This is a genomic window from Aliifodinibius sp. S!AR15-10, from assembly GCF_031569985.1.
In the GTDB taxonomy this organism is placed as follows: Bacteria; Bacteroidota; Rhodothermia; order Balneolales; family Balneolaceae; genus JAMQKA01.
In genome coordinates this window covers 1-24,730 of record NZ_JAMQKA010000024.1, presented here as the reverse complement: position 1 = coordinate 24,730, position 24,730 = coordinate 1, and the positions used below count along the sequence as shown (strand labels likewise).

The following is a 24,730-nucleotide window of genomic DNA, read 5'->3' as shown; positions in this document are numbered from 1 at the left end:
TTTCCTAGAATTCGAGATTTACACCGAACGTAAATGAACGTGCCGTAAACCAGTTGTTTCGGCGTTCAATGCCCGGCGCCAGAGGATTCGGGTTATTCGGATCGACATCATCCTCAAAGCTAACTTCCGGATCAATACCGTCATATCCCGTCAGCGTGAGCAGGTTGTTTCCTGAGACCGAAAGTCTCAACCTGCTAATCTGGCTATTTTCAGGAAGCGGTACCGTATACCCGATACTGGCATTCTGGAATCGTACAAATGACGCATCCTCAACATTGAAACTTGAAAATGTGGGAGGTGACGTCAGGTTAGAGATCTGCTGGGCTGACTCGAGCACGTTCCACGTAGAAATGGAGGAGGGGACTTCGTAGAACAGGCTGAAAGTGTTAACTTGATCGTGCCCAAAAACTCCTCGAATGAACGTGCTGACATCCCAGTTTTTGTAATTAAAGTTGTTGGTCCAGCCAATACTGAAGTCCGGCAGACCGTTGCCGATCACTTTTTCATCGTCACGGGTAATCTCATCAATTTTCACCCGGTTGCCATCGGCATCAAAGAATCTCCATTCTCCGTCATCACCAATTCCGGCAAATTCAGGGCCCCAGATCTGACCGAGGGGTTCCCCTTCTTTCACACGAATCAGCGGCGTACTGTTCTGGCCGGGTGACCCTGCGTTGGCGATAAAGATCTCATCACCAGAGACGAACCTGCTCAGCACGGTGTTGAATGTGGAGAATGTGAACCCTGAATTCCAGTTCATTTCATTACTCTGGATGAAAGCATAATCCAGGCTTGCATCAAATCCATTGTTTTCAAGCTCTCCGACATTTTCCCATCGCGTGGGATAAAGGTTTGGCGGAACGGGAACTTGAACCTCAAAGAGAAGGTCCTTGGTCGTTTTTTCATAGTACTCAACGGTACCATTCAAACGAGAATTGAACATTGAGAAGTCAAGTCCCACAGTATATTCATGGTTTTCCTCCCACTTCAGATCTGGATTCGGGTTACTGACCGGCCCGAAACTCTGTACAAAATTTCCGCCAACGAAGAAGTTACCTCCCGGGGCAAAACGAAGCTTGGAGATGCCGCTGAATGGTGCATCATTTCCGGTAACACCATAACTGGCGCGAGCTTTCAACTGGCTCATGAAATCGATCTCGAAAATATTGGTGAGTTCTACACCACCACCAGTTGACCAGAACGTACCGAACTTTTCATTCTCTCCGAATCGGGAAGAACCTTCTCGACGAACACTGGCATTAAGGAAGTACGTGTCATCCCAGTTGAGATTTGCCCTTCCAAAAAATCCGATAATTTTATGTGTATTCTTGTAGCTTCCTACCGTTCCTTCACCCTGGCTGAAATCCTGCGCAAACCCAAGATTGTTAAATCCAACAGCATCACTGATAAAGTCGCCGCCTTGAGCACTGGTTCCGGTTTCTAAAAAGTCATTGTAGGAATAACCGGCAATTGTTTCCAGGCGCAGATCGCTGATGTCGGTATTGTAGCTAACAGTAGCCTCGAACAACTCGCTCTCATCACTGTTTATGAATCGTTGTGCGAGACCGGGACCAAGACTCGACTTGGTTGCTCCACCGGTAAACTTGTTGGTCTGAGCATAGAAGAGATTCACTTCTTCCGTTTCGGTTTCCAGCGAGTAGAACGCAGAAGCTGATAAACCAGGTACCAGGTCTTCAAATTCATAATCGGCTCTGAGTGCCCCGTTAAACCGTTTTTCGGTTGCATCGTGTTCGGCAGTTTCGATAATTGCCACCGGGTTAAAGACATCAAAGGAGGCGATTTCGGTAAATCCACCTGTATTTTCGAAACCATCTGACATTACAGGAGCAGTCGGGTTAAACGTTGCAGCATACCTGAAAGCTGAATCAAATCCGCGCTGCTCTTCCCTGTTTGTCGATGCAAGGTTAAGCGTGAGGCTTAATTTATCATCCAACGCCCGCTGGTTCAGATTAATACGTCCGTTGATCTGGTTAAAACCGGTTTGACGCTGAATACCGGTATTATCCCGGAAGTTACCCGAAATGCGGTAATTGGTGTTTGCATCTCCACCTGAAAGCGCCAGGTTGTGGATGTGATTATAGCCGGTCTGGGTAATTTCCTCAAACCAATCGGTATTGGCTCCCAGGTCGTTAATGGCTGTCCCGGTTTCTTCAGAGAGTGCCCGAAACTGCTGGCCACTCAACACGTCCAACCGGTTTGCAACTCCAACCATAGAAACCGAACCGTTATAGTTAACCTGGGTCTGGGTTGCCCCCGGGCCCGATCCGCCACCTGATTTGGTAGTAACCACAATTACACCCGCAGCTCCCCTGGTTCCGTAAATTGCAGAAGCGGAAGCATCCTTCAACACGTCAATGGATGCAATATCATTGGGATCCAGGTTATCAAGACTCGCTCCAATAATTCCGTCAACAACAACCAATGGTTCCTGAGCGGATGCAAAACTGGAGATACCTCTCAACCTGATGGTTGGACTCGAGTTCGGGTCTCCCCCACTCGACGCGATAGTCAACCCCGGCACTTTACCCTGAATCAATTCTCCGGCGGAATTTACATTACCGGTTACAAAATCCTCAGATTTGACACTGGAGACTGAACCTGTAATCTGCTGTTTCTCTTGTGTTCCGTACCCCACTACAACGACATCCTCGAACTGCTGGACATCGGATTGCAGGTCAATATTAATGGTATTTCTGCCATTAACCGGAATTTGCTGTGAAATGTAGCCTATAAAAGAGGCCACCAGTGTATCCTGCGCAGAAGGAACATTTAATTCATAGTTGCCATCAATATCTGTGGAAGTACCAATTGTAGTTCCTTTTACTACAATGTTAACCCCAGTCAATGGCTGGCCGTCCCCGGCGTCAGTTACTGTACCAGATACTTGCACTTGTGCAAGCGCTTGGCCAGCTGAAAATGCAAAAATTACCAATGCAGCTAGCCCTGCATTTAGCAATCTCTTTCTTAATGTATACCGACGCTCTTGGATAAACGCAGATATACAATTATGAAGTCGTAACCCTTTCCCTGTCATAATTTTTACCTTCGTGTTTAGTTTAGATTAACCAAGGTGTAAGCGTTTACATTTAAGCTTCTAAATTGGGAGATTAGCTTAAATGAACTGTCAAGAGGTAAGCCTCTTGAGTGCAACCAATTTCCCTAGTAATTTTGATTGCGAGAGGTTAAACCCACACCTATTAGATAACAAGCATTAAAATGTAACTGCCTAAAGATGCAATTTTTTTTCTTTTATGCAAAAAGTTAGATAGGGACTTTTACAACTTCATGAATCATACAATATAGTAGCAACATTTTTCCTGCCTATTTTCCAGTCAAGTGGGAGAATATGTGATATTTTTTGAGCATAAATGCAAAAGTAATGGTGTAAAACCTTCAGATATTACAAAACACCTGAAGTACAATAATCACATCATTACAAGCCATTATTCCAGGACTCTTTTAACACTATCACCTCACATACTGCTTTTACAGAAAATACCCGTTTTATGTCAGCGCCTACCAAAAGGTTCTATCAGAAAAAAACGTAAAGGCGCATTATTTGCAGCTACTACCAGTATATCTTTATCCCCTAACCTGATTTTTTTTATTTTTCTGATCTCTCCTTCAAGAAACCAGTTTAGCTTACTATTGGACACCTCTTGTAATCCCCTATCTCCCCTGTTAAGTAATACATTGCCAAAACTCGCATCATAACGACCCCGCTGTATAGCAGCTTCATAGAAATTTCCTGCACCTATTATATCAGAATAATGATCGTTATCAAGGTCATAAATGAAAAAATCACGCATAGGTGCAAATTGTGAAGTTACCGGCATCGGTTCTTTTGCAAAATGATCCTTTTTGTTGTAGAAAAGAGATGACCTCAGTTCATCAACCTCATACTTGTCTGCAGATGATAACAGTTTGCGATCGATCACATCATGAAGAGAAGTCTCGCCAAAGGATTTGTAACTTTCAAATCTCTCGTTGATGTAGTTCAACTGTGTCGCCAATTCATCTTTTGTTGCGAAAAGCCGCTCCTCACCTTTGTGATCTATATAGGTGATAATCTGTTCCGCGATTCCATTCCTGTCAAAGTCATTGACATACATGCGCAAAGGTTCCGATGGAAAAGCCCTGAATTTTGAATTTAACCCCAGGTTTCCGGCTATTATATCCGGGAATCCGTCATTATCCAGGTCGGACAGCGTCACAGCATTCCACAAGCCGGTAGAGTTCGGAAGTTCGACAACGCTGGTTCCACCTTTCTTCTGTAAATTATATACTAATCGCAGCGGTGACCACTCAGAAGCTACGACAAGATCTATCTTGCCATCTTTGTTCATATCGGCCCACTCCGCATCGGTTACCATGCCGAGGTTTGTAAAAGATTTGCCATAAGCGGTGGTATCAATTTTGAAGGAACCATTCTCGTTAACAAGCAGGTAGCTAGTTGGCGGTTTACCATAGTTCAACGGGATAGCCCGTGCTCCAACAAACAGATCGATATCACCGTCGTTATCGACATCACCCTTCGCTACTACCGAACCAGTTATGTAGAGATCTGGCAAACGTTCACGGCTCCTCAAAAAATGGCCGCTACCGTCGTTTAAATACAGCCGCGGAAGCATATAATCAGAATGGCCGTAATACTCATTTCCCCCGCTAACCACGATCAGGTCCAGGTCGCTATCATTATCGAAATCTCCAAAGGTAGCATCTACATCTTCCTGGATATAATCCTCCTGGAATGCAAAAGATTCTTTTTCAATAAAGCTCCCATTGTGTTGCTGAATAAAAAGTTTTCCGGCTTGCCGTTTGGCGCCACCGGCATAAAAGTCATCCAGCCCATCACCGTTTACGTCTCCCACTGCAATCGCAGGACCTTCCTTGGAAATCATATGGGGAATCAACGGCTCACGAGTGTACTCCACGAAGCTGTTTTCTTCATGCTTGTATGGAATAGCAAGCTGCCGGGTAATCTCGGTAAAAGGACTTTCAACGGAGGCCGTCAGCATTGTTTCTATCGTTTGAGCTAAAGCATTGTGGTAATATATTGTCACGGTTTGGTTGGCAGTTACTCCCATCAGAGTCTCCGATTTTCCGTCTGGCCATTTGACCGTGAGCTCGGGTATCACTTGCATAGTATCCAGTCCCACATGCAGGGTATATTCCACAGAAGACTGGTATCCCCGCACAGGATACAACTCCCTGAATATTATGCTATCCGCTCCAAGAGGAATCTCAATCTTTGTTCCCACTCCTAAACGGTTGTCTTTGGGGCCTACCAGCTTAATTTTGAGGTAATTGGCATTTGGAAACGCTTCGACTGTATTGTTCCTGAATATTGACGCCTCTTGGTCTACATTATTGATAATAATATCCAGATCTCCATCAAGATCCAGATCCGCATAGGCGGCGCCGTTGGAGAACGTTTCCTGGTCCAGCCCCCAACTATTAGACACATTCTCAAAAATTAAACTCCCGTCATTCTTAAATATGTAATTCGGGATTTTGATGACCGGCATCCGATTGCTTAACGTTACATCTTGCTCGGTGAGCTTCCCTTTGAGCCGATTTTGAATAGCATCTTGTGTGATGTATTCGTAGTAATCCAGGTCGTTCGAACGTCCCCTGATGCCATTGGAGACAAACAGGTCCATATGCCCGTCATGGTCAAAATCGGCTCCCAGGGCGGCCCAGCTCCAGTCGGTGGCATAAACGCCTGCCATCAGACCGATCTCACTAAACTTGCCTCTGCCCCGGTTCAACTGTAGCGTATTCCTGGAAAACTGGTGTTTGTAACCGTAACGTCGTTTGCTCTCGTAGATCTGGTAAGTGTCCTCACCTGCCGTTGCTTTCAGCTTCTCGTAGTCTTCTGGGAGCATATCCAGGGAAAAAATATCAACCAGCCCGTCATTGTTGATATCAACCAAATCGTTGCCCATTGAGGAGCGACTGGTATGTTGAATCATCTCCTCCAGCGATTCTGTAAAAGTCCCGTCCCCATTGTTGATATACAGGTAGTCGTCCTCATGGAAATCATTGCCGATGTACACATCCGGGTACCCATCCTGGTTCAGGTCACTGATCCCTATTCCAAGCCCGTAACCCAGTGCGGAGCTATATATCCCGGAGTGCTCGGTTACATCCACAAACCGGCCGCCGTCATTTCGCATCAGTTTGTCACCAGCTAATGGGTGCGGCTTTTGTCGGATAGTGGAATAATCAAAAGTGCCGGCGGAGTGAACAGAGTGATTCATCATATACATGTCCAGGTCCCCGTCCAGGTCGTAATCAAAAAAGGCGGCCTGGGTGCCAAAACCCATCAAATCCAAGCTATATTCCCCGGCTTTCTCCTCGAAGACCGGTATCCCCTGTTCATTATTTCCCTTGTTGATATAGAGCCGGTTTGTTCCTTTCAAATTCAGATATCCCCCCACATTGCAGACATAAATGTCGAGCTTCCCGTCACTATTGATATCAACAAAAGATACGCCTGTCGTCCACTCATCCTCGGAAGTGCCAATGGCAATGTCAGTGACATCCTCAAATTCGAAATTACCCTTGTTGAGATAGATTTTGTTCTCTTCCTGATTAGATGTAAAAAACAGTTCCGGCAGGTCGTCCCCGTTAAGATCTCCTGCGGCCACGCCCCCGCCGTCATAAAAGTAGAGATAGTTAAAAATATTGAGCTCCGGTGTCGGCGTTAATCGGTTGATAAACGTGATTCCCGTTATATCAGGAGAAAGTTGAGAAAATCGTTTGGGAACAGGTGGTTCACAGGCATACAACAACAGAGTAAAGGTTACAATCAATATAACTGAGCTTCGCGCAGGTCTGATTATTTGTTTGTTCATCGTTTTCTCTAAATGAATTTTCAAACGGTTAGCAATTCCCAGCTTTATTTCAAAAAAAGAGGCCTTGGAATAGTACAGGCCTCTTTTTTGAATAGTCATTTTATCTCTTGAACCTGATATATTTAGTAGCCAGCATTTTGAATTAAGTTCGGGTTGGTGTCGAGAGCCCGCTGTGGTATGGGGAAAAGCACCCGATATGGGTCGGAGGCTTCTTTTTGATCCCAGGCCTCAGTAAACTGGCCAAAACGAACCTGGTCGTTACGCCGCCACCCTTCCCAATACATCTCAAATCCCCGTTCATTGAGTATTGCTTCCTCGCTGAGGCTCTGTAGCGGGGTAGCCTCGCGATTCTCCCTGATGGTATTTATGATATTCAGTGCTTCCCCGGTTTCACCTTTGCGGAAATGAGCTTCCGCTTTCATCAGTAATGCATCGGCATAGCGAAAGAAGATGAAGTCCGTGCCTGGGTTGTTGTAGTCATTCGGGTTCACCAGGTATTTGATGACACGAATTCCCATGCGTTCATTGGAGTATAGCAGGTCTACTTCTTCGGTAAAGATCAGCGGATTACCTCCGCGATCGGTTAACGGATTCTCCGGGCTATCCGGTGCATTATAACTTCCATATTGCTGGCCAACTAAGAAGCCGCCCAATATGCCCGTTGTAGCAGACATGTCCGGGATATAAGCACTTTTCCGGATGTCCGAATCGTCAGTAAACCGGCCGTAAAAATCAGAAATGGTCGTAAACCCATTGCAGCATGCGCGGGGCGTCTGGTTATAGTGCAGGGTCCAGACAAAGGGATCGACCACTGCGGTTGGGGCTCCTGCCTGGTTATCTATGACAAAAATGAGCTCGTTGGATAACGTGGAGTTATCCCAGTGGAAATTATGATAGAACGAAGTCAGATCCGTATAGGGATTATCAATGATATTCTGCACCCGCGTTATCACTTCATCCATATCTACATCTTCAAAAGTGTATGGGCCAGCTGACGGGTTTTCAGCAGTTGAGGAAGTGTAAACCGCCCGGTTGAGGTACAGCTTGGCCAGCAGAAAATCTGCAGCTTCCTGTGAGGCTATTCCTGCATCAGCGCCTGAAGTCAATGTAGGCAGATTCGGGCGGCTATTGGTCAGGTCTTCGATAATAAAATCGAAAGCATCAGTCCGGCTGAACACCTGCGGAATATCATCTGGTCCGGCGTCGGAGGGTCGAAATGGAACCTGGCCATACAGGTCCATGACGTAGAACATAAAGAATGCTCGCAAAAAACGGGCTTCGGATATTTGTCGAGCCGTGGCTCCCTGGGCATCCACCACCTGGGTAGCCCTGAAGATCCCAGCATTCAGGTCGTTCCAGGCTTCCAGTACCTCGGAATGGGCCGGATCCCAAATATGCGCATGCAACTGACGCCACACGCCAAAGTCGCTCCAGTCAGTGCCCCGGGTCGGCCCCATCATTTCGTCTGAGGAATGCTCCATGAGGGCAAAAGTTTCACCTGCACCGGTTAGCTCATTAAGTTGGGAATATGCACCCGTCAAAGCTGCGGCTGGATTATCAATGCCACTCCCGCCTCCCTCCACAACATCCCTGCTAATCCCGTCTTCATCCACATCAGTTAGATCGGTACATCCCAGAAGGATCAGTCCTATTGTTAAAAGATAAATTAGTTTCTTCATAGCAGTCCCTTGTCGTTCTTTCAAAATGTTTAAATATCCAGGTTAACCTTCAGCGATATTGTTCTCGGTCTCGGGTAAGCCGTATAGTCAATTCCGAGCGAAGGTATACCATCTATATTCTTATCTGTATTCACTTCGGGATCAAAGCCAGAATAGTCTGTGAATAGCAACAAGTTCTGTCCCGTTAGCGACAGCCGCAATCTTCGTACCGGGGCCAGGTTGGATACATCAAAATTATATCCAATGGACAGGTTGGCCAATCGCAGGAAATCGCCATCTTCAAGGAACCGGGTCGATGCCTCCCCGAAATTATTTGGGGATTCTGGACCTCTGGCTACTTCTTCAGTCACGTTTCGGCCATTTCTCAAGTTGCCTTTCAGGAAGATGGCATTCGCTGTATTGTTGTAGACCTGGAAACCAAACGAGCCGGTCCAGAACATACTGGCATCAAACCTTCCGAAAGTAAAATTATTTGTCAGCCCAAGTGCGAAGTCGGGCAACGGATCTCCCACGAAACTGAGCGCTTCATCATTGGCATATTGTCCAAGTCCATTCTCGTCAAATCCAAGAAATTCCCGCATGTAGAAGGAAAACAAAGGCTGCCCCTCTGCGATACGTTGTGCATAAGCACCCGTTAACCCTTGCCCATGGATCTGCCCGGTATTTACAAAGGTTCCCAGGTCGTTAACCTCGTTCGTGGTATAACTCATGTTGTAAATAACCTGCCAAGACAATCTTGAGTTGTCTACCACAAAGGCATCGAGATCAAGTTCCACACCCTCGTTAACAACAGAACCGTCCAGGTTAACCCATTGAGATTCGACAGCGGCCGGCTGCGCAAAATCCCTGAGAAAAATAAGATTGGTCGTCTCTTTGCGGTAATAGTCGACTGAACCACGCACTCTTCCCTGCAGAACCTCAAAGTCGATTCCGGCGCTTAACTGTTCGGTCTCTTCCCACTGAATGTCGGGATTGGGGTTATTCACCTGCACGAGGGATCCATCATTTTGAACCTCAAAACGTGCGAGGGAAGCTCCACCCGGAAATTCCTGGTTCCCGGTAATTCCCCAGCCCACTCTTAACTTCAGGTCAGAGAAAACAGAAGACAGCCCGGAGAAGAAGTCTTCTTCTGAGATTCGCCATCCACCGGCAAATGACGGGAAGTAACCATACTTGTTATTATCTCCGAACTTTGTGGATCCGTCGGCCCGGAAGTTAACGGTAAGCAGGTACTTGTTGTCATAATCCAGGTTAGCTCGCCCAAAATACGATTGCAGTTCTTCAACATTTCTGGATGATGAAGCCTGGAACGCTTTATTATTTTGATTATCAACTCCATCTACGTTGTCAACCAATGGTATTTCGTCTGTAACAAAATACTCTGCCTGCAGCCAGTCTGCACGAGTCTCAAATTCCTGGTACGAAAATCCTGCAAGGAGGCTGAGTGTTCCGTTCTGAAATACCGTTCGTCTGGCATTCAGTGTATTTTCAATCAGCGTATTATTGGTATAGAGATTATCGATTACGGCCCGCCCTCTGCTTCGCCCCTCATCATCGTTATAGCCGAGATCATCAAACCAAAGGGTCGGGTCTACCCCTATTCGTCGGACCGACTCCGAGTTGTCAAGCGACAGATTAACCTTGTAGGAGAACCAATCCGTAAAATTGTATGTGCCGGACAGGTTGGCAATCAGCTTCGATGTTTCGGCGTTGTCATCAATCAAATTAAGCATGGCAAGCGGGTTCCTAAAATCTGATGACTGCACCAGGTTGCCCTCATTATCATACGGAGAGCGTGTTGGGTTGGCCTGAAGTGCAGCGCCAATCAGGTCCCCCTCAAAACCAGCGCTCCTGGTTACCGGCGCATAGGTATCCTCAAGCCGTGAATTTAATAAGTTGATCTCAAGCTGAACCTTGTCATCCAGCATGGCATGGGTTGCATTTAATCTTCCCGTCAAGCGTTCCAATCCCGATCTTTCAATAATCCCCTGCTGATCCATATATCCCATAGACAAACGATACGTTGTGCTTTCGCTACCGCCGCCATAACTGACCGAATATTCATGGGTAATGGCATTCCTGAAAATTTCGTCCTGCCAGTCGGTAGAACCGCCAAAATTAATTTCTGCCGGGTCAGCTGCTGCTTGTTCAGCCAGCTGAACGTACTCGTCGGCATTAACCAGGTCAAGCTTCTCGCGTACTGAGCTGGTGCTGACGGTAGAGCTAAAGCTCAAAGTTCCGGTTTCGCCCCCCTGCCCTTTTTTGGTGGTAATAAGGATAACACCATTAGAACCACGGGCCCCATAGATGGCGGAGGCTGAGGCGTCTTTAAGCACACTGATGCTTTCGATGTCTTCCGGGTTTATGAAGCTCAGTGGATTTCGCGGCGTTTGTTCTCCCGCACCGAAGTCCCCTCCACCAGGAGTAATGTTTCCACCACTGAGGGGAACACCATCAATCACAATTAGTGGATCATTACCACTTCGAACAGAAGAGGTTCCCCGTATCCTGATGTTGGCCCCGGCTCCCGGTTCACCACTGGAAGGGGTAATTTGAATTCCCGCAGCACGTCCCTGCAGCAGTTGCTCAGGTGAAGAAATAACGCCCTGGTTGAAATCATCCTCAGTAACCGAGAGCACAGATCCGGTGGCGTCCTGTTTTCGCTGCGTTCCGTATCCAATAACAACAACATCTTCAAATAGCTGTATGTCTGCCTGAAGTTCTATATCGATAGTATTTCGACCATTAACTGGTATCTGTTGTGAGAGATAACCTATAAAAGATATAACCAGCGTATCCTCAGCAGAGGGCACATTTAACTCATAAGTACCATCCGGCCCGGTGGAGGTGCCGCTCGTTGTCCCCTTTACCAAGATGTTTACCCCCGTTAACGGCTCTCCGTCATCGGCATCGGTAACTGAACCGGAGACCGGCACTTGTGCAAATACTGAACCCGCAGCAATTAAGAAAAGCGATACTGCAAAGAAACTTACTTTACGTATACCTGAATACCAGGAACAAAAGGATACAGACATACTACCTGTTTTTAATCGTAGCCCTACCCCTCTCATATATTTCCCTTTTAAATTGAGATTTATTACGGTGGTAAGCCCTTACATTAATACGTCAATAAATCTATGAATGGATATGCAGGAATAAATAACTTCAACAACCAATCTCTCATAATTTTTATTGGCTGTACTAAGGTTAAGCTTATACCTTAACTGACTTATATGTTAATGTAACTTGCGACTTTTTTACTTCTAGCGCAACGTATTATTTCATTCAATTTTTTTGTAAATTACCTAGTTTGTACTAAACAGCCCCTTTAAGATGAGTGGAATCAATAAACATAAGCCTCCAATTGATAGTGATGAGCTCGTCTTCTCAGATCCCCATTATTATATTCAATAATGTATTGATTTTCTGGACTTGAAAGGATAGGCTAATTCCTTAATTCTTTCATAAAGCTAGGTTTCAATATTGAGGAGCTAATATTAAGTGGCAGGCGCAGTCTTATAATATTACGCATTACTCATTGGCTATAGGTATAGAAAGGATGTCAATTCACTTCGTCTTGGATCCAGCTTTAAATGCATTGGTTCCCTTGTGACCAAAAGTGTAGATTAGCAACGGTTTATCATTCCGGGCTACTATGATAAGCTGGCCACCATCTGCCCTTCTCAGGTTTCTGATATCTCTGATCTCACCTCCAACAGAGAAACCACTTTCTTGCATCTCAATTTCACTAAAGGTTCCATCCCCGTTGCCTTTTAAATACAGACCATAGCCCGCGTCAAAACGGCCACCCATTGAGGGTTTTACATCGAACATATTTCCGCCGGTTAGCAGATCCACGTTACCATCATTGTTGTAATCATTCACAGAGAAATCAAAAATGGGAGCCCACTGTGTTTTTGTGGGGAATGGATGAACTTCAAAGCTCCCATCTCCCTGATTCTCAATATATGCTGATTTAAGAGTCATTACTGTTTTCTTTTCCCAATCCCCTTCTGTTAGCGTTTCTCCAAAAATCTGTTGAATGGTTTTCCCGGCATAATCCTGGTAACTATTGAATTTGGGACGAAGAAACTTGAACTGGGTCAACAGTTCATCACGGGGTGCCACGGGGTATTCAGCACCTTCTTGTGTATAGCCGATAATCGGGTCAATTTGACCGTCATCGTTGAAATCTTTCAGGTACATTACGATTGGATTTTCATCAGAAGCTTTCCGGAATGAATTGGTCCCCATGTTTCCGGCCACTAAATCGATATCCCCGTCACTGTCAAAATCACCCGTTTCAACACTTTGCCACCAACCATTGGTATCCTTCAAACCGGCCTCTTCACTTGCTCTTACAAACTTACCTCCCCTATTATATAAAATGACCAATGGCATCCATTCCCCTGAAATAACGAGATCCGGGGTCCCATTCAGATCGATGTCTGACCACTTCGCATCAGTTACCATGCCCAATTGACGCAGTGCCGGGGCGACTTCATCCGTGACCTCTTCAAATTTTCCATTGCCCTGGTTCTCAAAAAGGTGACTATCAGGTGAGATTCCGTAGTTATGGGGAATAGAGCGGCTGCCGACGAACAGGTCCATATCCCCATCTCCGTCATAATCTTTGGCTTTTGCAACCGATCCATTCTCCAGCACCTCTGGGAAGGCATCGGCCACACGGACAAAGTTCTCGTTTTGATCATTAAAATAAAATCGATCTCTCAATCCTTCTGTCTGATAGGAAAACTCATTTCCACCGCTGACGATGTAGAGGTCAAGTGTACCATCACCGTTGGCATCAAACAGTTCGGCGTCCACATCTTCAAATTGGGAATAGTGCTCAAATGAGGGGACTTCCTTTACCTGGAATGTGCCATCCTCCTGTTGAATAATCAGCTTGCCCCCCTGGCGTTTAGCTCCGCCGACATACAGATCTTCCAATCCATCGCCATTCAGATCCCCAACAGCAATGCCCGGCCCCTGTGAGGAAAGCATAAACGGTGCCAGCTGCTGCTGGTTGAAGTCGAGATAGGTGTCTTCCCTGTGCCTGTAATCGGGCCCAACCTGGGAACTGACCTCTTCAAAGAGTGGGGTACTATCACCGGATCTTCTTGCATTGTAATTATAAGATCCTGCTGCATCAGCTTGCTTTAACACCATCGATTGATTGGGACTAACCTGGCGCAAGGTTTGCCAGCGTCCATCAGGCCAGATAACTGTTAGAGAATCTACCTCTTTGCTGCTACCCAGTCCCACGGTCAGCCTCGGTTCCACAGAGGATTGAAATCCCCGTGTTGTAAACATCTCGTACTTCTGCAAAGATGTAGAATCGTATACTACCAGCTTGCTGCCAATGCCTTTTGTATTTTGGCCTTCTCCCTCGAATGAGATCTGCAGGTAATTCCCGCCCTCTCGTTCACGGGTCATATTGCGCTGGATTGTTGCCATGCTATTTAGATTGTTGGTGACCAGGTCGAGATCGCCGTCGTTATCCAGGTCGCCGTACGCGGCACCATTGGAGTAACTCGGTGTATCAAATCCGAGCGAGCTGCTTTCATCAGAAAAGGTATAATCTCCATTGTTTCGGAAGCCCACATTGGGCACCTTGGTGTGAGGCATTCGTTCAATTGCATCAATGTCACCAGATCCACGACCCCGGCTCAACGATTCCTGTGTGGTGTCTTGACGTACATATAAAAGGTAATCCAGATTGTTGGGCCGACGGTAAATACCGTTGGTTACATACAGGTCTTTATACCCATCGTTGTCCATATCAAAAAACAGCGGTGCCCAACTCCAGTCGGTAGCATTTACTCCTGCATATTGTGCAATTTCAGAAAACTTTGTTAAGCTGTCAGGCCCTTCTCCCCTGTTTAGTTGCAGTGTATTTTGTACCAGCTGTGGATGATAGCCAAACTGTCGTTGGATGGTATACACTTTGAAGGTCTCAGAACTGACCGCCGTTTTTAATCCCTCTTCCGTATTCGGCAACATATCGGTCACATATATATCCGCTAAGCCATCATTATTAATATCGGCGATATCATTGCCCATCGAAGCCCGGCTGGTGTGACCGGTAGAACGCTCAAGAACCTCTGCAAATGTACCGTCACAATTGTTTTGGTACAGGTAATCATTTTCATGGAAGTCGTTTGACACATAAATATCAGTACAACCGTCATTATTGAGATCGCTCGCGGTGGCTGCCAGTCCATACCCCAAAATACTGTTGTAAATGCCCGCCTGCTCAGTAACATTGGTAAAGGTGCCCCCATCATTCCGGTACAGCCGGTCCCCGGCATTGGCATCGTTAACTTTGCGGCGATCAGCCCGTGCGAAGGACTCTTGAGTGTGCACGGCGTGATTCAAAAGATAGAGATCCAGGTCCCCGTCATTATCATAATCAAAAAAGGTTGCATGCTTGGAATAGCCCTGGAAATCGAGCCCATACTCCTCGGCCATATTGGTGAACGTTGAATCCCCATTGTTAATGAACAGCTGGTTTCGGCCCTCTTTGGTGAGGTAATTCACATTATTTACGTAGATGTCCAGCAAACCGTCGGCATTGATATCCACCATCGTGGTCCCGGTCGTCCAGTCACCGCCCCCCTCTACCCCTGCCTGTGCAGTAATATCCTCAAACTGAAAATCCCCATTATTCAGGTAGAGCCTGTTGGGCTTCATATTGGCAGTAAAATAGAGATCCGACAACCCATCATTGTTGATATCCCCTATCGAAACGCCGCCTCCATCATAAAAGTAGAGATAATTCAAAATGTTAAACTCAGATGTTGTCTCAAGGTCGTTGGAGAAAGTCACGTTGGTCTGATCCACAGGAAGCGTCTCAAATCTTTTGGGCTTTTCAACTGTACAACCAGCCAGAAACAGCATGATTGAGAGAACAAATTTGGGAAAATTGCCGAACGGAGTTGAGGAAAAAGGAGTACGTGCCACGTAATACTTCATTTTATGGATTAGCGAAAAAATTTTACCTAACCCGGATTATTCACCAAGAAATTTGGTTTTGCACAAGGCGAAAGAAAAATGGCGGCGGAAAGGTATTTACATACCTTGAGCAAATCATTTTTCCTTCAACGAAGTGCACGGCCAAATTTCGCAGCCGTTTTGCTACAGCAGGCAAATTTGAGCTATACTTAATTTTCGAAATAGAAAATAATATCAACAACTTAAACTTCAATTTATACTTTTTCGTGAATAATCCGGGCTAAGATATTCGAAATGGATAACTAATTAAACGGGTATCCCGAGCAACTGTTAATAAGAAACCTTTTTGCAAAACGAAAATAAATATTTCCCAGATAGTTTTCTGCCAGTTTCTAATGGCCAATCATTTCTTAAAATAACCCGGGTTCGATACAAGAAATACTATAACTGTCATCGCCAAGAGGCTTTGTGTGATGGTCGATTAGCTTGCATGTAAGATCATCTAATTTCACAGTTCACCCATTGGAATCAGGATGGACAGGATTAAAAGATTTTCGGGATTCCTTCTCCGGTAAACATTACTATCCTGTAGATCCTCTAATCCTGTAAATCCAGGTTCTGATTTCACCCCCCCGATGGTCGCGCAATCCCTCCCGATTACAGATTCATATCGAACTGACGTAAAATAATTGACCTGCTCAGAAATATTAAACATCAACTTTTTACAACGGATAGAATTTAATTTTGTGTCATTCTGAACTTATTTCAGGATCTGCTAATGTCCAGAATCGTTGATACAGTCTGAATATTAGATCCTAGATCGTAGTCCGGGATGACACAGATGAGTATTAGTCTATCAGAGATATGATCGAAAATATTCTACATTCATTTCCTTTTGCAAAAGGATTACTCATTTTTTTGACATTTGATGAAAAAAATTCGTTAATCTAAAGGGTTTAAATGCTAAAAATTTGATTAACCGGAAGGGTCAGGGGCACTTATATTAATGTAATTTACAACGATTTGAGTCTATCAAAACATTCCTATGAGAAGCGCAATCATTACATATCAATTAAAATCGCTCTTTATTAGGTAGCACCTCTGCTTTCCAAAGTTAGAAACATTCACAGATTAAACAGAACGCATGTTATCGCAATCACTTTTTACTTCGGTTTCCACAAGATATTCACTATTCACCAGGTCCCTGCTATGCATATCGATACTATTATTTATTGGTTGCTCCAGCCAGCCCGATCCGGAAATCACGACGCTGGATGACCAGGAAGCAGCCCAAGAGGCCGAGTCCATTCGAAGTGAGGTTTCGGCGGAGCTTGCCGATGGCCTGGAACTGAGCCTGTGGGCCTCAGAGAAACTCTTGGCCGATCCCATCGGTATGGACATTGACAACAAAGGGCGCGTATATATTAACGTAACGAACCGGAGTACAAGCTCCGAGTTTGACATCCGCGGGCACCGCGACTGGATGATTGAGGCAATTAGCTGGAAGACGGTACAGGATCGCAAGGATTTTCTGCATCGGGAGCTGGCCCCGGAACGCAGTGCTCAAAATGAGTGGCTCACCGATCACAACGGCGACGACTCCCATGACTGGAGAGATCTTACGGTAGAGCAGGAAGAGATCTACACTATTGAAGATCGCTCGGGGGATGGCGTTGCCGATCGCTCTCAGCTTTATATTCGCGATTTCAATGAAGAGATTACCGATGTTGCTGGATCGGTCCTTGCTTTTGACGATGATGTCTACATTGCTGTGGCTCCAGATATGTGGAGAACTACTGATACTGACGGGGACGGAATATCTGACACCAAAACATCAATCAGTAATGGATATATGGTTCACATCGGGTTTAGCGGGCACGGCATGTCTGGCGCTACAGTAGCACCCGATGGACGCATTTACTGGGGAATCGGTGACATCGGATCGAATATCATCGGTCCCGATGGCAAGACGTGGGAGAATCCCAACCAGGGCGCCATCTTCCGGTCTGATCCCGACGGCAGCAATTTTGAAGTGTTCGCCCGCGGCGTGCGAAATACCCATGAGTTTGTTTTTGACAAGCATGGCAACCTGATCTCTGTTGATAATGACGGAGATCACGCCGGGGAACATGAACGACTGGTGTACCTGGTAAGCGGTTCCGACAGCGGCTGGCGAACCAACTGGCAATTCGGCAAATACGTTGATCCCAAAAACAATGAGTACAAGGTGTGGATGGATGAAGACTATTATAAGCCAAGGTGGGAAGACCAGGCGGCCCATCTCCTCCCTCCCGTTGCCCCTTACCACAGCGGTCCGGCAGGAATGGCGTATAATCCCGGGACAGCTCTTTCTGAAGAGTGGGACGATACCTTTTTCATTTCTGAGTTTACCGGCTCACCGGCACGCTCGGCGATCCATGGATTTACGCTCGAGCCCAACGGTGCCGGCTTTGACCTCAAAAGCGACCAACCCGTTGTTGAGGGAATACTGACTACCGGTATGGAGTTTGGACCCGACGGAAGCCTATACTTTGCTGACTGGATCGAAGGATGGGATACCAAGGACAAAGGACGCATCTGGAAACTGGATGTCGCTTCTGAAAGTCGCACAGATATCCGAGAGGAGACGCAACAGCTGCTAGGTGAAGAATTTGGCACTCGTTCAGAAGATGTGCTGAAAGATCTGCTGCATCACCAGGATATGCGAGTACGGATGAAAGCACAGTTTGAGCTAGCCAGGCGAAACGATACGGTAACATTATTAAATGCTATCAGCCAGACCGACCATCAGCTGGCCCGGCTGCACGGTATCTGGGGCATCGGTCAGCTGGCACGCAACGATGTAGAACATGCCGAATCACTGGTTCAGTACCTGGAGGACACTGACCCGGAAATTCGTGCACAAGCAGCTAAAGTGCTGGGAGATGTCCGGTACAAAGCTGCAGCAGATGCGATCATCCCATTGCTGAAAGATGAGTCACTGCGCGTGCAGTTTTTTGCAGCTGAAGCCCTGGGGCGCATGGAGTATCAACCTGCTGTTGAACCGATTATTTCCATGCTGGAGGCCAACAATGACGAAGATGTCTACCTCCGTCACGGTGGTGCCATCGCCCTGGAACGCATCGGTGATGTGGACGCCCTTGCCGGACTTGCTGACCATCCCTCGGAGGCCGTACGCATTGCGGCTGTTGTTGCACTGCGGCGACTGGAGGATCCCTCAGTGGCCCAGTTCCTGGATGACGAAAGCGAATACGTGGTAACGAATGCAGCACGTGCCATCAATGATGATACGCAAATCACGGAAGCGGTACCCGCACTTGCCCAACTGCTGAATGAAACCGAATTCACGAATGAACCGCTGATTCGCCGTGTAATTAATGCAAATCTCTATAACGGCACGGCAGAAGATGCCCTGCGATTGGCCTCTTTTGCGACCCGTGATGGCATATCTGAAACGCTGCGGTCAGAAGCCATTGCAACGCTTTCGGTCTGGCCCGAGTCTTCTACCCTTGACCGCGTAACCGGTCGCTACCGTGGAGAGGTAGAAAATAATCGTGAGGATGCCACCGAAGCGCTTGCCTCTATTATCGATCCCGTTCTGAACGACGGCGGTGAAACACTGAGAGTGGCAATTGCAGAAGCAATCAGCTCCCTGAACTACAATCCGGCTATGCCTCAACTATTTGGCCTGGTCCAGGACGATCCTTCACCAGAAGTTAAGATTGCTGCCCTGAATGCATTGGACAGCTTGAATTACGAGTCCATGGATGAAGCTGTTGCCGTAGCCCTTGAAGGAGATCAACAGTCGGTAAGGATGACGGCCCTGGGCCTCATACCTTCGCTTGGTATTGAAGAGCAGCGAAAGGTCGAACTCCTCTCATCTGTGCTCGGCAACGGGTCCTACGTTGAGCAGCAAAGTGCACTGACCGCGTTGGGAGAAATGCAGAGTGAAGCTGCAAATAACGTACTTTCGAATCAATTAACCGAGCTGATAAACGGAGAGGTCCCCTCTGAAGTTCAATTAGAACTTGTACAGGCTGCAGACAACTCCAGTTCAGAGGAACTCCAATCTCAGCTGCAGAAATATCGATCGCAGAAGCCGGAGGACGATATGGTGGCCCAGTACAAAGAAGCCCTGTATGGCGGTAATGGACAGCAGGGCGCCCAGGTCTTCTATGGTCATGATGCCGCGCAGTGTACCCGGTGCCATGCTATTGGCGGTCGTGGCGGTGATGTAGGACCAGAGTTGGGTAACATCGGCAATACCTTGTCACGAGAGCAACTGCTGCTATCCATGGTTGAACCGGGAGAACGCATTGCCCCCGGCTATGGCTCAATATCTGTCACTCTCGAAAATGGAGATACAGCACAGGGTGTGCTCAAAGAAGAGACCGATTCCTATGTCGTGCTACAATCCAGTGACGGCGAAACACAGCAGATTTCTAAAGATCAAATCACGGAGCGGTCGAACTCCCCTTCCGCCATGTTCCCCATGGCTGATATCCTCAGCAAGGGAGAAATACGGGATCTCGTGGAGTTCTTAAGCCAGCTCCAGGGTGAGCAGGATTCGTAATAGCAACACCTATTTTCATTTAAAAGCCCGGTGTCAATCACCGGGCTTTTTTTGTGGGGTAGAAAAAACCGAGATGGAACTTAATTTGTTATCCAAGAGAGTGAATCATTTCTGCAACACAAATGAGCTGCGTACAGGCTGCCTTGATACAACGCTCACGGTTGCCTGACGGAATAGATAAAATCCAGATCGCATGCCAGATAACCGGCATGCGCCCTTATTATTCCAAAACCCTTACCATTATAATCGTAAGACGATTACAATTATAATTGCAAGCCCTTTACGATTATAGTCGTAAGCCTTCTACGATTATAATCGTAATTGTCTCTCAATTACAATCACAAGAGGATTGTGATTGTAATCCCATGCAATAATTCCCCATTCGAATGTACAGACCAGAGACATCCTTTACACTTTTGTGGGCAACTTATTCCGACAGCTATAAAAAAGGCTACTGCCACAGCCAGACGCTTGCAGGCCCGTGGGAACAGCAGCACATCCCCTTTTCTTCGGCGGGGGCCGAATTCATTTCCCCTTCAAAGGGGAAAGCTGTGAGGCTGAAATTTCTCTGAGTTCAAGGCGTAATATTTTGGTATTTTAATTAAAACTCTTGTCTGGAAACGGGTAGAAGGAGAAAGGTTGGCATAAAAGTTTTCCCAAGTCTTTTTTTGGATCCTAATGCTGTCTTCCGGCCTTGCGATTTATGAGCCGCCCGGGCAAGTGCAGCGGAGGCGTTAAGAAAGAACCCTGCAACAGGTTCCGGGAAATGCAAGAATGTGGAAAACCTCCATATTCGGGGCGATCGCCCCAAGTGAACATCTGGGTTTCTTTTAGCCACGGCTCATCATGATGACAGGAAAGAAAGAGGGTACAATGCGATAATATTTCGTTGACATTTAACCCGCCCGGTGACATATTGAATTCTAGTCAGGATTAAATTTACTCTCTGGCTTTTAATTGCGTCGATAACTACGTGGTGGGATTAAACCAAGCAATTCCAGGAGTAGGAATACATTTAGTAGAGTTTATAAGAAAAAAAATAGATATGCCCTAATCAATACTTTTATGGAGTGAAGGAGGTTCTCATGCAACCCTTCAAAAAAATAACGGACCTCAAAAAAAATTATACGCTCTTCGTGGAGACGGGCTTGATCATAAGTCTCCTGATCTTTTTAGTGGCAACAAAACTGCCTATCCGAAGTTCTTCCGGTAATGAAGTCACACTCACCAACCAGCAAGAGGTAGTAAATATGGAGGAGATAGAACGAACCAGCCATAAGGAACAACCTCCTGCTCCACCCCGACCACCGGTGCCTGTTGAAATCCCAAATGACGAAATTATTCCCGATGAAATCCTCAACATCGATGCTGAACTACGCATCGATGAAAAAATTAAAATGCCTGATCCTCCCAGCATAGTCGAGAACAAGGGGGAGGAAGAAAATTTTTTTATTGTAGTTGAACAGATGCCGAAATTAATTGATGGGCTTCAGGACCTTCAGCAGAAAATCAGATATCCTGAAAAAGCCCGGAGAAGAGGTATTGAGGGGCGGGTTATTATCCAGTTCATAATAAATGAAAAAGGCGAAGTTGAAAATCCTAATATACTTCGTGGTATCGGCGGAGGATGTGACGAGGAAGTACTGCGCGTGGTAACTCAGGTCAAATTTGAACCGGGCCGGCAACGGGGCAAACCAGTGCCTGTGCAATTTAGCCTGCCGGTGCTCTTCAAGCTGAGGTATTAGCCCGAATTGAACTGTTTAAATGTTGAATTGTTTATTTGTTGAGGCGTTGAGATGTTGATTAAAGTTGAAGGTCCTAAAGCCTAAGGTCGCAAGCACCTCCCCCGGCCTTGGAAAAGCTGACCACCCGGAAGGAAGCGACGGAAAGCGTTAAGAAAAAATCTGTGATTTTTTTAGCGGAACGGAGTGCCCTTCAGGGAAGGTTTTCCAAGGCCGGCGACTTTTTTCGTTCATTTTTTTGTCGCTAAAAAAATGAACACCTCTAACAGTAATAAGAGCAAAAAAAGAACAACCAGGGCACCAACAATCCCATCCCCCCTAACAACCCGATCCACCGAAAAAGAGGAACACGCCAAAAAATAATTTTATCCATAAAGAGAAAGAGAACAGCGGGTTACCAACACCCAAAACAGCCGTTTTAAATTATTCTGTAAGGATTTGCCCTGAAACCTATCTATAGGACAAGAGAGATCCGTCAAGAGACAGATCTTTCAACTTATCATTAGAGTCAAAATTATTAATAAACGGGAAACAACTATGAGTCTTTCCTATTCATTGAGGGCTTTGCAGAACCCCCTGATTTTCGATGTTTCGGTTAATAATATGTAGATTTCGTTGCGATCATCCACCTCAACCCAATTAAAGAACCCTCGATTATGGACAAGCGCTTTCAACTCGGCATGTTAGATCAATTGACCGGCCAGTCAGGTCAGGTTTCCCGTTCCACCAAGCGCCTGCAGCAAATTGACGGGTGGCTGGACTGGCAGCCGTTATACCAAATCGGGCGGCGTATTGACAAAACCGGCCCCAAAGGCGGACAGCCCCGCACCCCGGTCCGGTGGATGATCCGCGGGCTGTTTCTGCAGTATCTGTATCAGCTGAGCGACCCGCAGCTGGAAGACCAGCTAATCGACCGGCTCAGCTTCCGGCGGTTCGCCGGGCTGCCGCTGGATCAGGCGGTGCCTGATTTTTCCACCTTCTGGCGGTTTCGCGAAGCCCTGGCCACCCAGGGCCTGGTCGAAGAGCTGTTCGGGGAGATCAACCGGCAGCTGGCCGCCAAGGGCCTGCTGCTGAAACAAGGCACGGTGGTGGATGCCACCATTATTGACTCCTCCGGGCGCCCGCTGTCGGAGGAAAAACGCGCCGAGTTGGACGAACGCCCCTCCTCGCAGGTTGACACTGACGCCGATTCCACCAAAAAGGGCGGGCGCTACTACTTTGGCTACAAGGGCCATATCGGGGTGGACGTTGGCAGCAAGCTGATCCGCAAGGTTGCCTTTACCCCCGCCTCTCCCCACGACAGTACGGTACTGGAGGAGCTGGTCAGCGAGGACGAACGCTCGCTGTTCGGCGACAAAGCCTACGCCCGGGAGGCCCTGAAGCAGACGGCCCGTCAGCGGGGCTGGTACTACGGGATCCTGGACAAGGCCAAACGCGGAGCTCCGTTGAGCGCGGCTCAAAAGAAGCGCAACAAGCATCACCAGCGGGTGCGCGCGCAGGTAGAACATCCGTTTGCGGCCATCAAGGACCGCTATGGAATGCGCTGGGCCCGGGCTAAAACCAAAGCGCGCAACCAGGCCCGGTTTGTGATGGCGGCGATCTGCTGGAACATCGAACGCAGTATCACGTGGGCAAAAAAACGACCCGATATTATCCCCGCAGGGGCCACCTGAGGGGTGGAGTATGTCCGGGAGCGGCGATTTCGGCTAAAAATTGGCCGAAACGCCGCTTCCGGTCGGGTAAAAACCACGGAAATCTACATCATGTTAAAGAACGACGGCCAACATGGCCGTGTGAATCAAAACCAAGGGTAATTCAAAGCCCTCTCATTATATGAAAATCATTTAACCGATAATTCCAACGACTATATGGCCATGGTGCGCGACCAGGACAGCCACAGCTTAGAAGATATCGTCGAATTTATGGCTACACGTGGTTCTATACGCTGTCAGTGCTCGAAGAGTTTGAGGCCGCCATAGCCCAGATCCTGCTGCGGGGCGGAAGCATCAACACGCCGCTATTTCGGATCAACGGCTCCATCTCCGGGGTGTTTACCGGCCCCGCCGACAGCTTTGATCCCGAGCGGCACGAGGTAAAGCTGAACGTGAATCCCGGGATACGTGTGAAGAATCTTGCCGAGCGGATCAGCGTGGAGAAGGTGAGCCCGCGAGCCCCAAACCCAAGCTGCAGCGATACTATGACAACGGCAGCGACACTAACAACGAGACGCTGAGCCCGAGTCATACCGGCCGACTGGTGGGTGAACTGCTGAAGATAGACCCTGAAGATCCTGACCAGGGGCTATTCTTGGTCGCCTCGGACGGGGCCGAAACCAAGGTCGAGGAGTTTGTAGAAAACAGTCCCTCCAAGCTGGGGTTCCGGGTGCCGGAGGGACTGGCCAGCGGGGAGTATACCATGGAGGTACGGGCCAAGCTGCATAACACGAACGAACTGCGTGTAGGCACTCTTAAAGCACCCCTCGCCGTCACGTAATACAGACCATTACACTGTTAAACGGCCGCATGTCAGTTTAACGGCATGCGGCTTTTTTTGAACAACTGGGCTACCCTTACTGCTCAAAGGTTTTGTCATTACTGCTCAAGACTCTTAACATTACTGCTCAAGGTTCTTAACATTACTGCTCAAGATTCTTGAGAGGCTTATGAGCTTGTGAGAGGTTTAAACAGCATTTCCAGGGTATGGCCCACACGATGTATAAGAAACCCCTCCTTTGAAGAGTAAAGCTATGAGCCTGGCAGGAAAATTCCCCCTTTGAAGGGGGCCAGGGGGATGTAGCCAATGATGTAACAGTTTCACTTTGAACTGATGGGCAGCTTATTGCCCGACAGCTACAAGAAATGGCTACTGCCAAAGCCGGACGCTTGCAAGCCCGTGGGCAGA

10 protein-coding genes and 1 pseudogene are annotated in these 24,730 nt (G+C 47.2%); 6 read left to right on the top strand and 5 right to left on the bottom strand.

Features of this window, described 5'->3' with window-relative positions; translation table 11 throughout:
- Positions 1 to 4 precede the first annotated feature (4 nt).
- The 5 genes from NC796_RS15395 to NC796_RS15375 all read right to left on the bottom strand — a co-directional run bounded on the left by NC796_RS15395 (position 5) and on the right by NC796_RS15375 (position 15,535).
- Positions 5 to 2,911, bottom strand: a complete 2,907-nt coding sequence (locus NC796_RS15395) for a SusC/RagA family TonB-linked outer membrane protein (RefSeq protein ID WP_310685645.1) — start codon at positions 2,909 to 2,911, stop codon at positions 5 to 7.
- A gap of 619 nt (positions 2,912 to 3,530) precedes the next feature.
- Positions 3,531 to 6,881, bottom strand: coding sequence for a VCBS repeat-containing protein (locus tag NC796_RS15390; RefSeq protein WP_310685644.1), 3,351 nt, complete (start codon positions 6,879 to 6,881; stop codon positions 3,531 to 3,533).
- A 122-nt stretch (positions 6,882 to 7,003) separates the two neighbouring features.
- A complete protein-coding gene (locus tag NC796_RS15385; protein ID WP_310685643.1) occupies positions 7,004 to 8,560 on the bottom strand; it encodes a RagB/SusD family nutrient uptake outer membrane protein in 1,557 nt (518 codons plus the stop codon).
- Positions 8,561 to 8,589: 29 nt separating this feature from the next.
- Positions 8,590 to 11,595: a TonB-dependent receptor gene (locus NC796_RS15380; protein WP_310685642.1), complete on the bottom strand. Its 3,006-nt coding sequence runs from the start codon at positions 11,593 to 11,595 to the stop codon at positions 8,590 to 8,592.
- A gap of 532 nt (positions 11,596 to 12,127) precedes the next feature.
- Positions 12,128 to 15,535, bottom strand: coding sequence for a VCBS repeat-containing protein (locus tag NC796_RS15375; RefSeq protein WP_310685641.1), 3,408 nt, complete (start codon positions 15,533 to 15,535; stop codon positions 12,128 to 12,130).
- 1,123 nt (positions 15,536 to 16,658) lie between these two features.
- Here NC796_RS15375 and NC796_RS15370 point away from each other — a divergent pair.
- The 6 genes and pseudogenes from NC796_RS15370 (at position 16,659) to NC796_RS15350 (ending at position 24,322) form a co-directional block, all read left to right on the top strand.
- Positions 16,659 to 20,087: a HEAT repeat domain-containing protein gene (locus NC796_RS15370; RefSeq protein ID WP_310685640.1), complete on the top strand. Its 3,429-nt coding sequence runs from the start codon at positions 16,659 to 16,661 to the stop codon at positions 20,085 to 20,087.
- Between the two features lie 1,085 nt (positions 20,088 to 21,172).
- Complete coding sequence (locus NC796_RS15365) at positions 21,173 to 21,832, top strand: energy transducer TonB (RefSeq protein ID WP_310685638.1); 660 nt, start codon at positions 21,173 to 21,175, stop codon at positions 21,830 to 21,832.
- 653 nt (positions 21,833 to 22,485) lie between these two features.
- Entirely contained in the window at positions 22,486 to 23,502 is a 1,017-nt protein-coding gene (locus NC796_RS15360) for an IS5 family transposase (protein WP_310685637.1), read from the top strand.
- Between the two features lie 162 nt (positions 23,503 to 23,664).
- A pseudogene (locus NC796_RS26840) lies at positions 23,665 to 23,808 on the top strand (hypothetical protein); the annotation flags it as partial.
- On the top strand, positions 23,781 to 24,062 hold the full coding sequence (locus tag NC796_RS26835) for a DNA-binding domain-containing protein (protein ID WP_409070385.1): 282 nt from the start codon (positions 23,781 to 23,783) through the stop codon (positions 24,060 to 24,062). The pseudogene NC796_RS26840 and the gene NC796_RS26835, both read left to right, overlap by 28 nt.
- 23 nt (positions 24,063 to 24,085) lie before the next feature.
- Complete coding sequence (locus tag NC796_RS15350) at positions 24,086 to 24,322, top strand: DUF4469 domain-containing protein (RefSeq protein WP_310685635.1); 237 nt, start codon at positions 24,086 to 24,088, stop codon at positions 24,320 to 24,322.
- Positions 24,323 to 24,730: the final 408 nt, after the last annotated feature.

What these genes read in the sequence shown, in the direction of transcription:
- NC796_RS15390 (WP_310685644.1), bottom strand. Translation starts at nt 6,881, where the DNA reads ATGAACAAACAAATAATCAGACCTGCGCGAAGCTCAGTTATATTGATT.
- NC796_RS15385 (WP_310685643.1), bottom strand. Translation starts at nt 8,560, where the DNA reads ATGAAGAAACTAATTTATCTTTTAACAATAGGACTGATCCTTCTGGGA.
- NC796_RS15380 (WP_310685642.1), bottom strand. Translation starts at nt 11,595, where the DNA reads ATGTCTGTATCCTTTTGTTCCTGGTATTCAGGTATACGTAAAGTAAGT.
- NC796_RS15375 (WP_310685641.1), bottom strand. Translation starts at nt 15,535, where the DNA reads ATGAAGTATTACGTGGCACGTACTCCTTTTTCCTCAACTCCGTTCGGC.
- NC796_RS15370 (WP_310685640.1), top strand. Translation starts at nt 16,659, where the DNA reads ATGTTATCGCAATCACTTTTTACTTCGGTTTCCACAAGATATTCACTA.
- NC796_RS15365 (WP_310685638.1), top strand. Translation starts at nt 21,173, where the DNA reads ATGCAACCCTTCAAAAAAATAACGGACCTCAAAAAAAATTATACGCTC.
- NC796_RS15360 (WP_310685637.1), top strand. Translation starts at nt 22,486, where the DNA reads ATGGACAAGCGCTTTCAACTCGGCATGTTAGATCAATTGACCGGCCAG.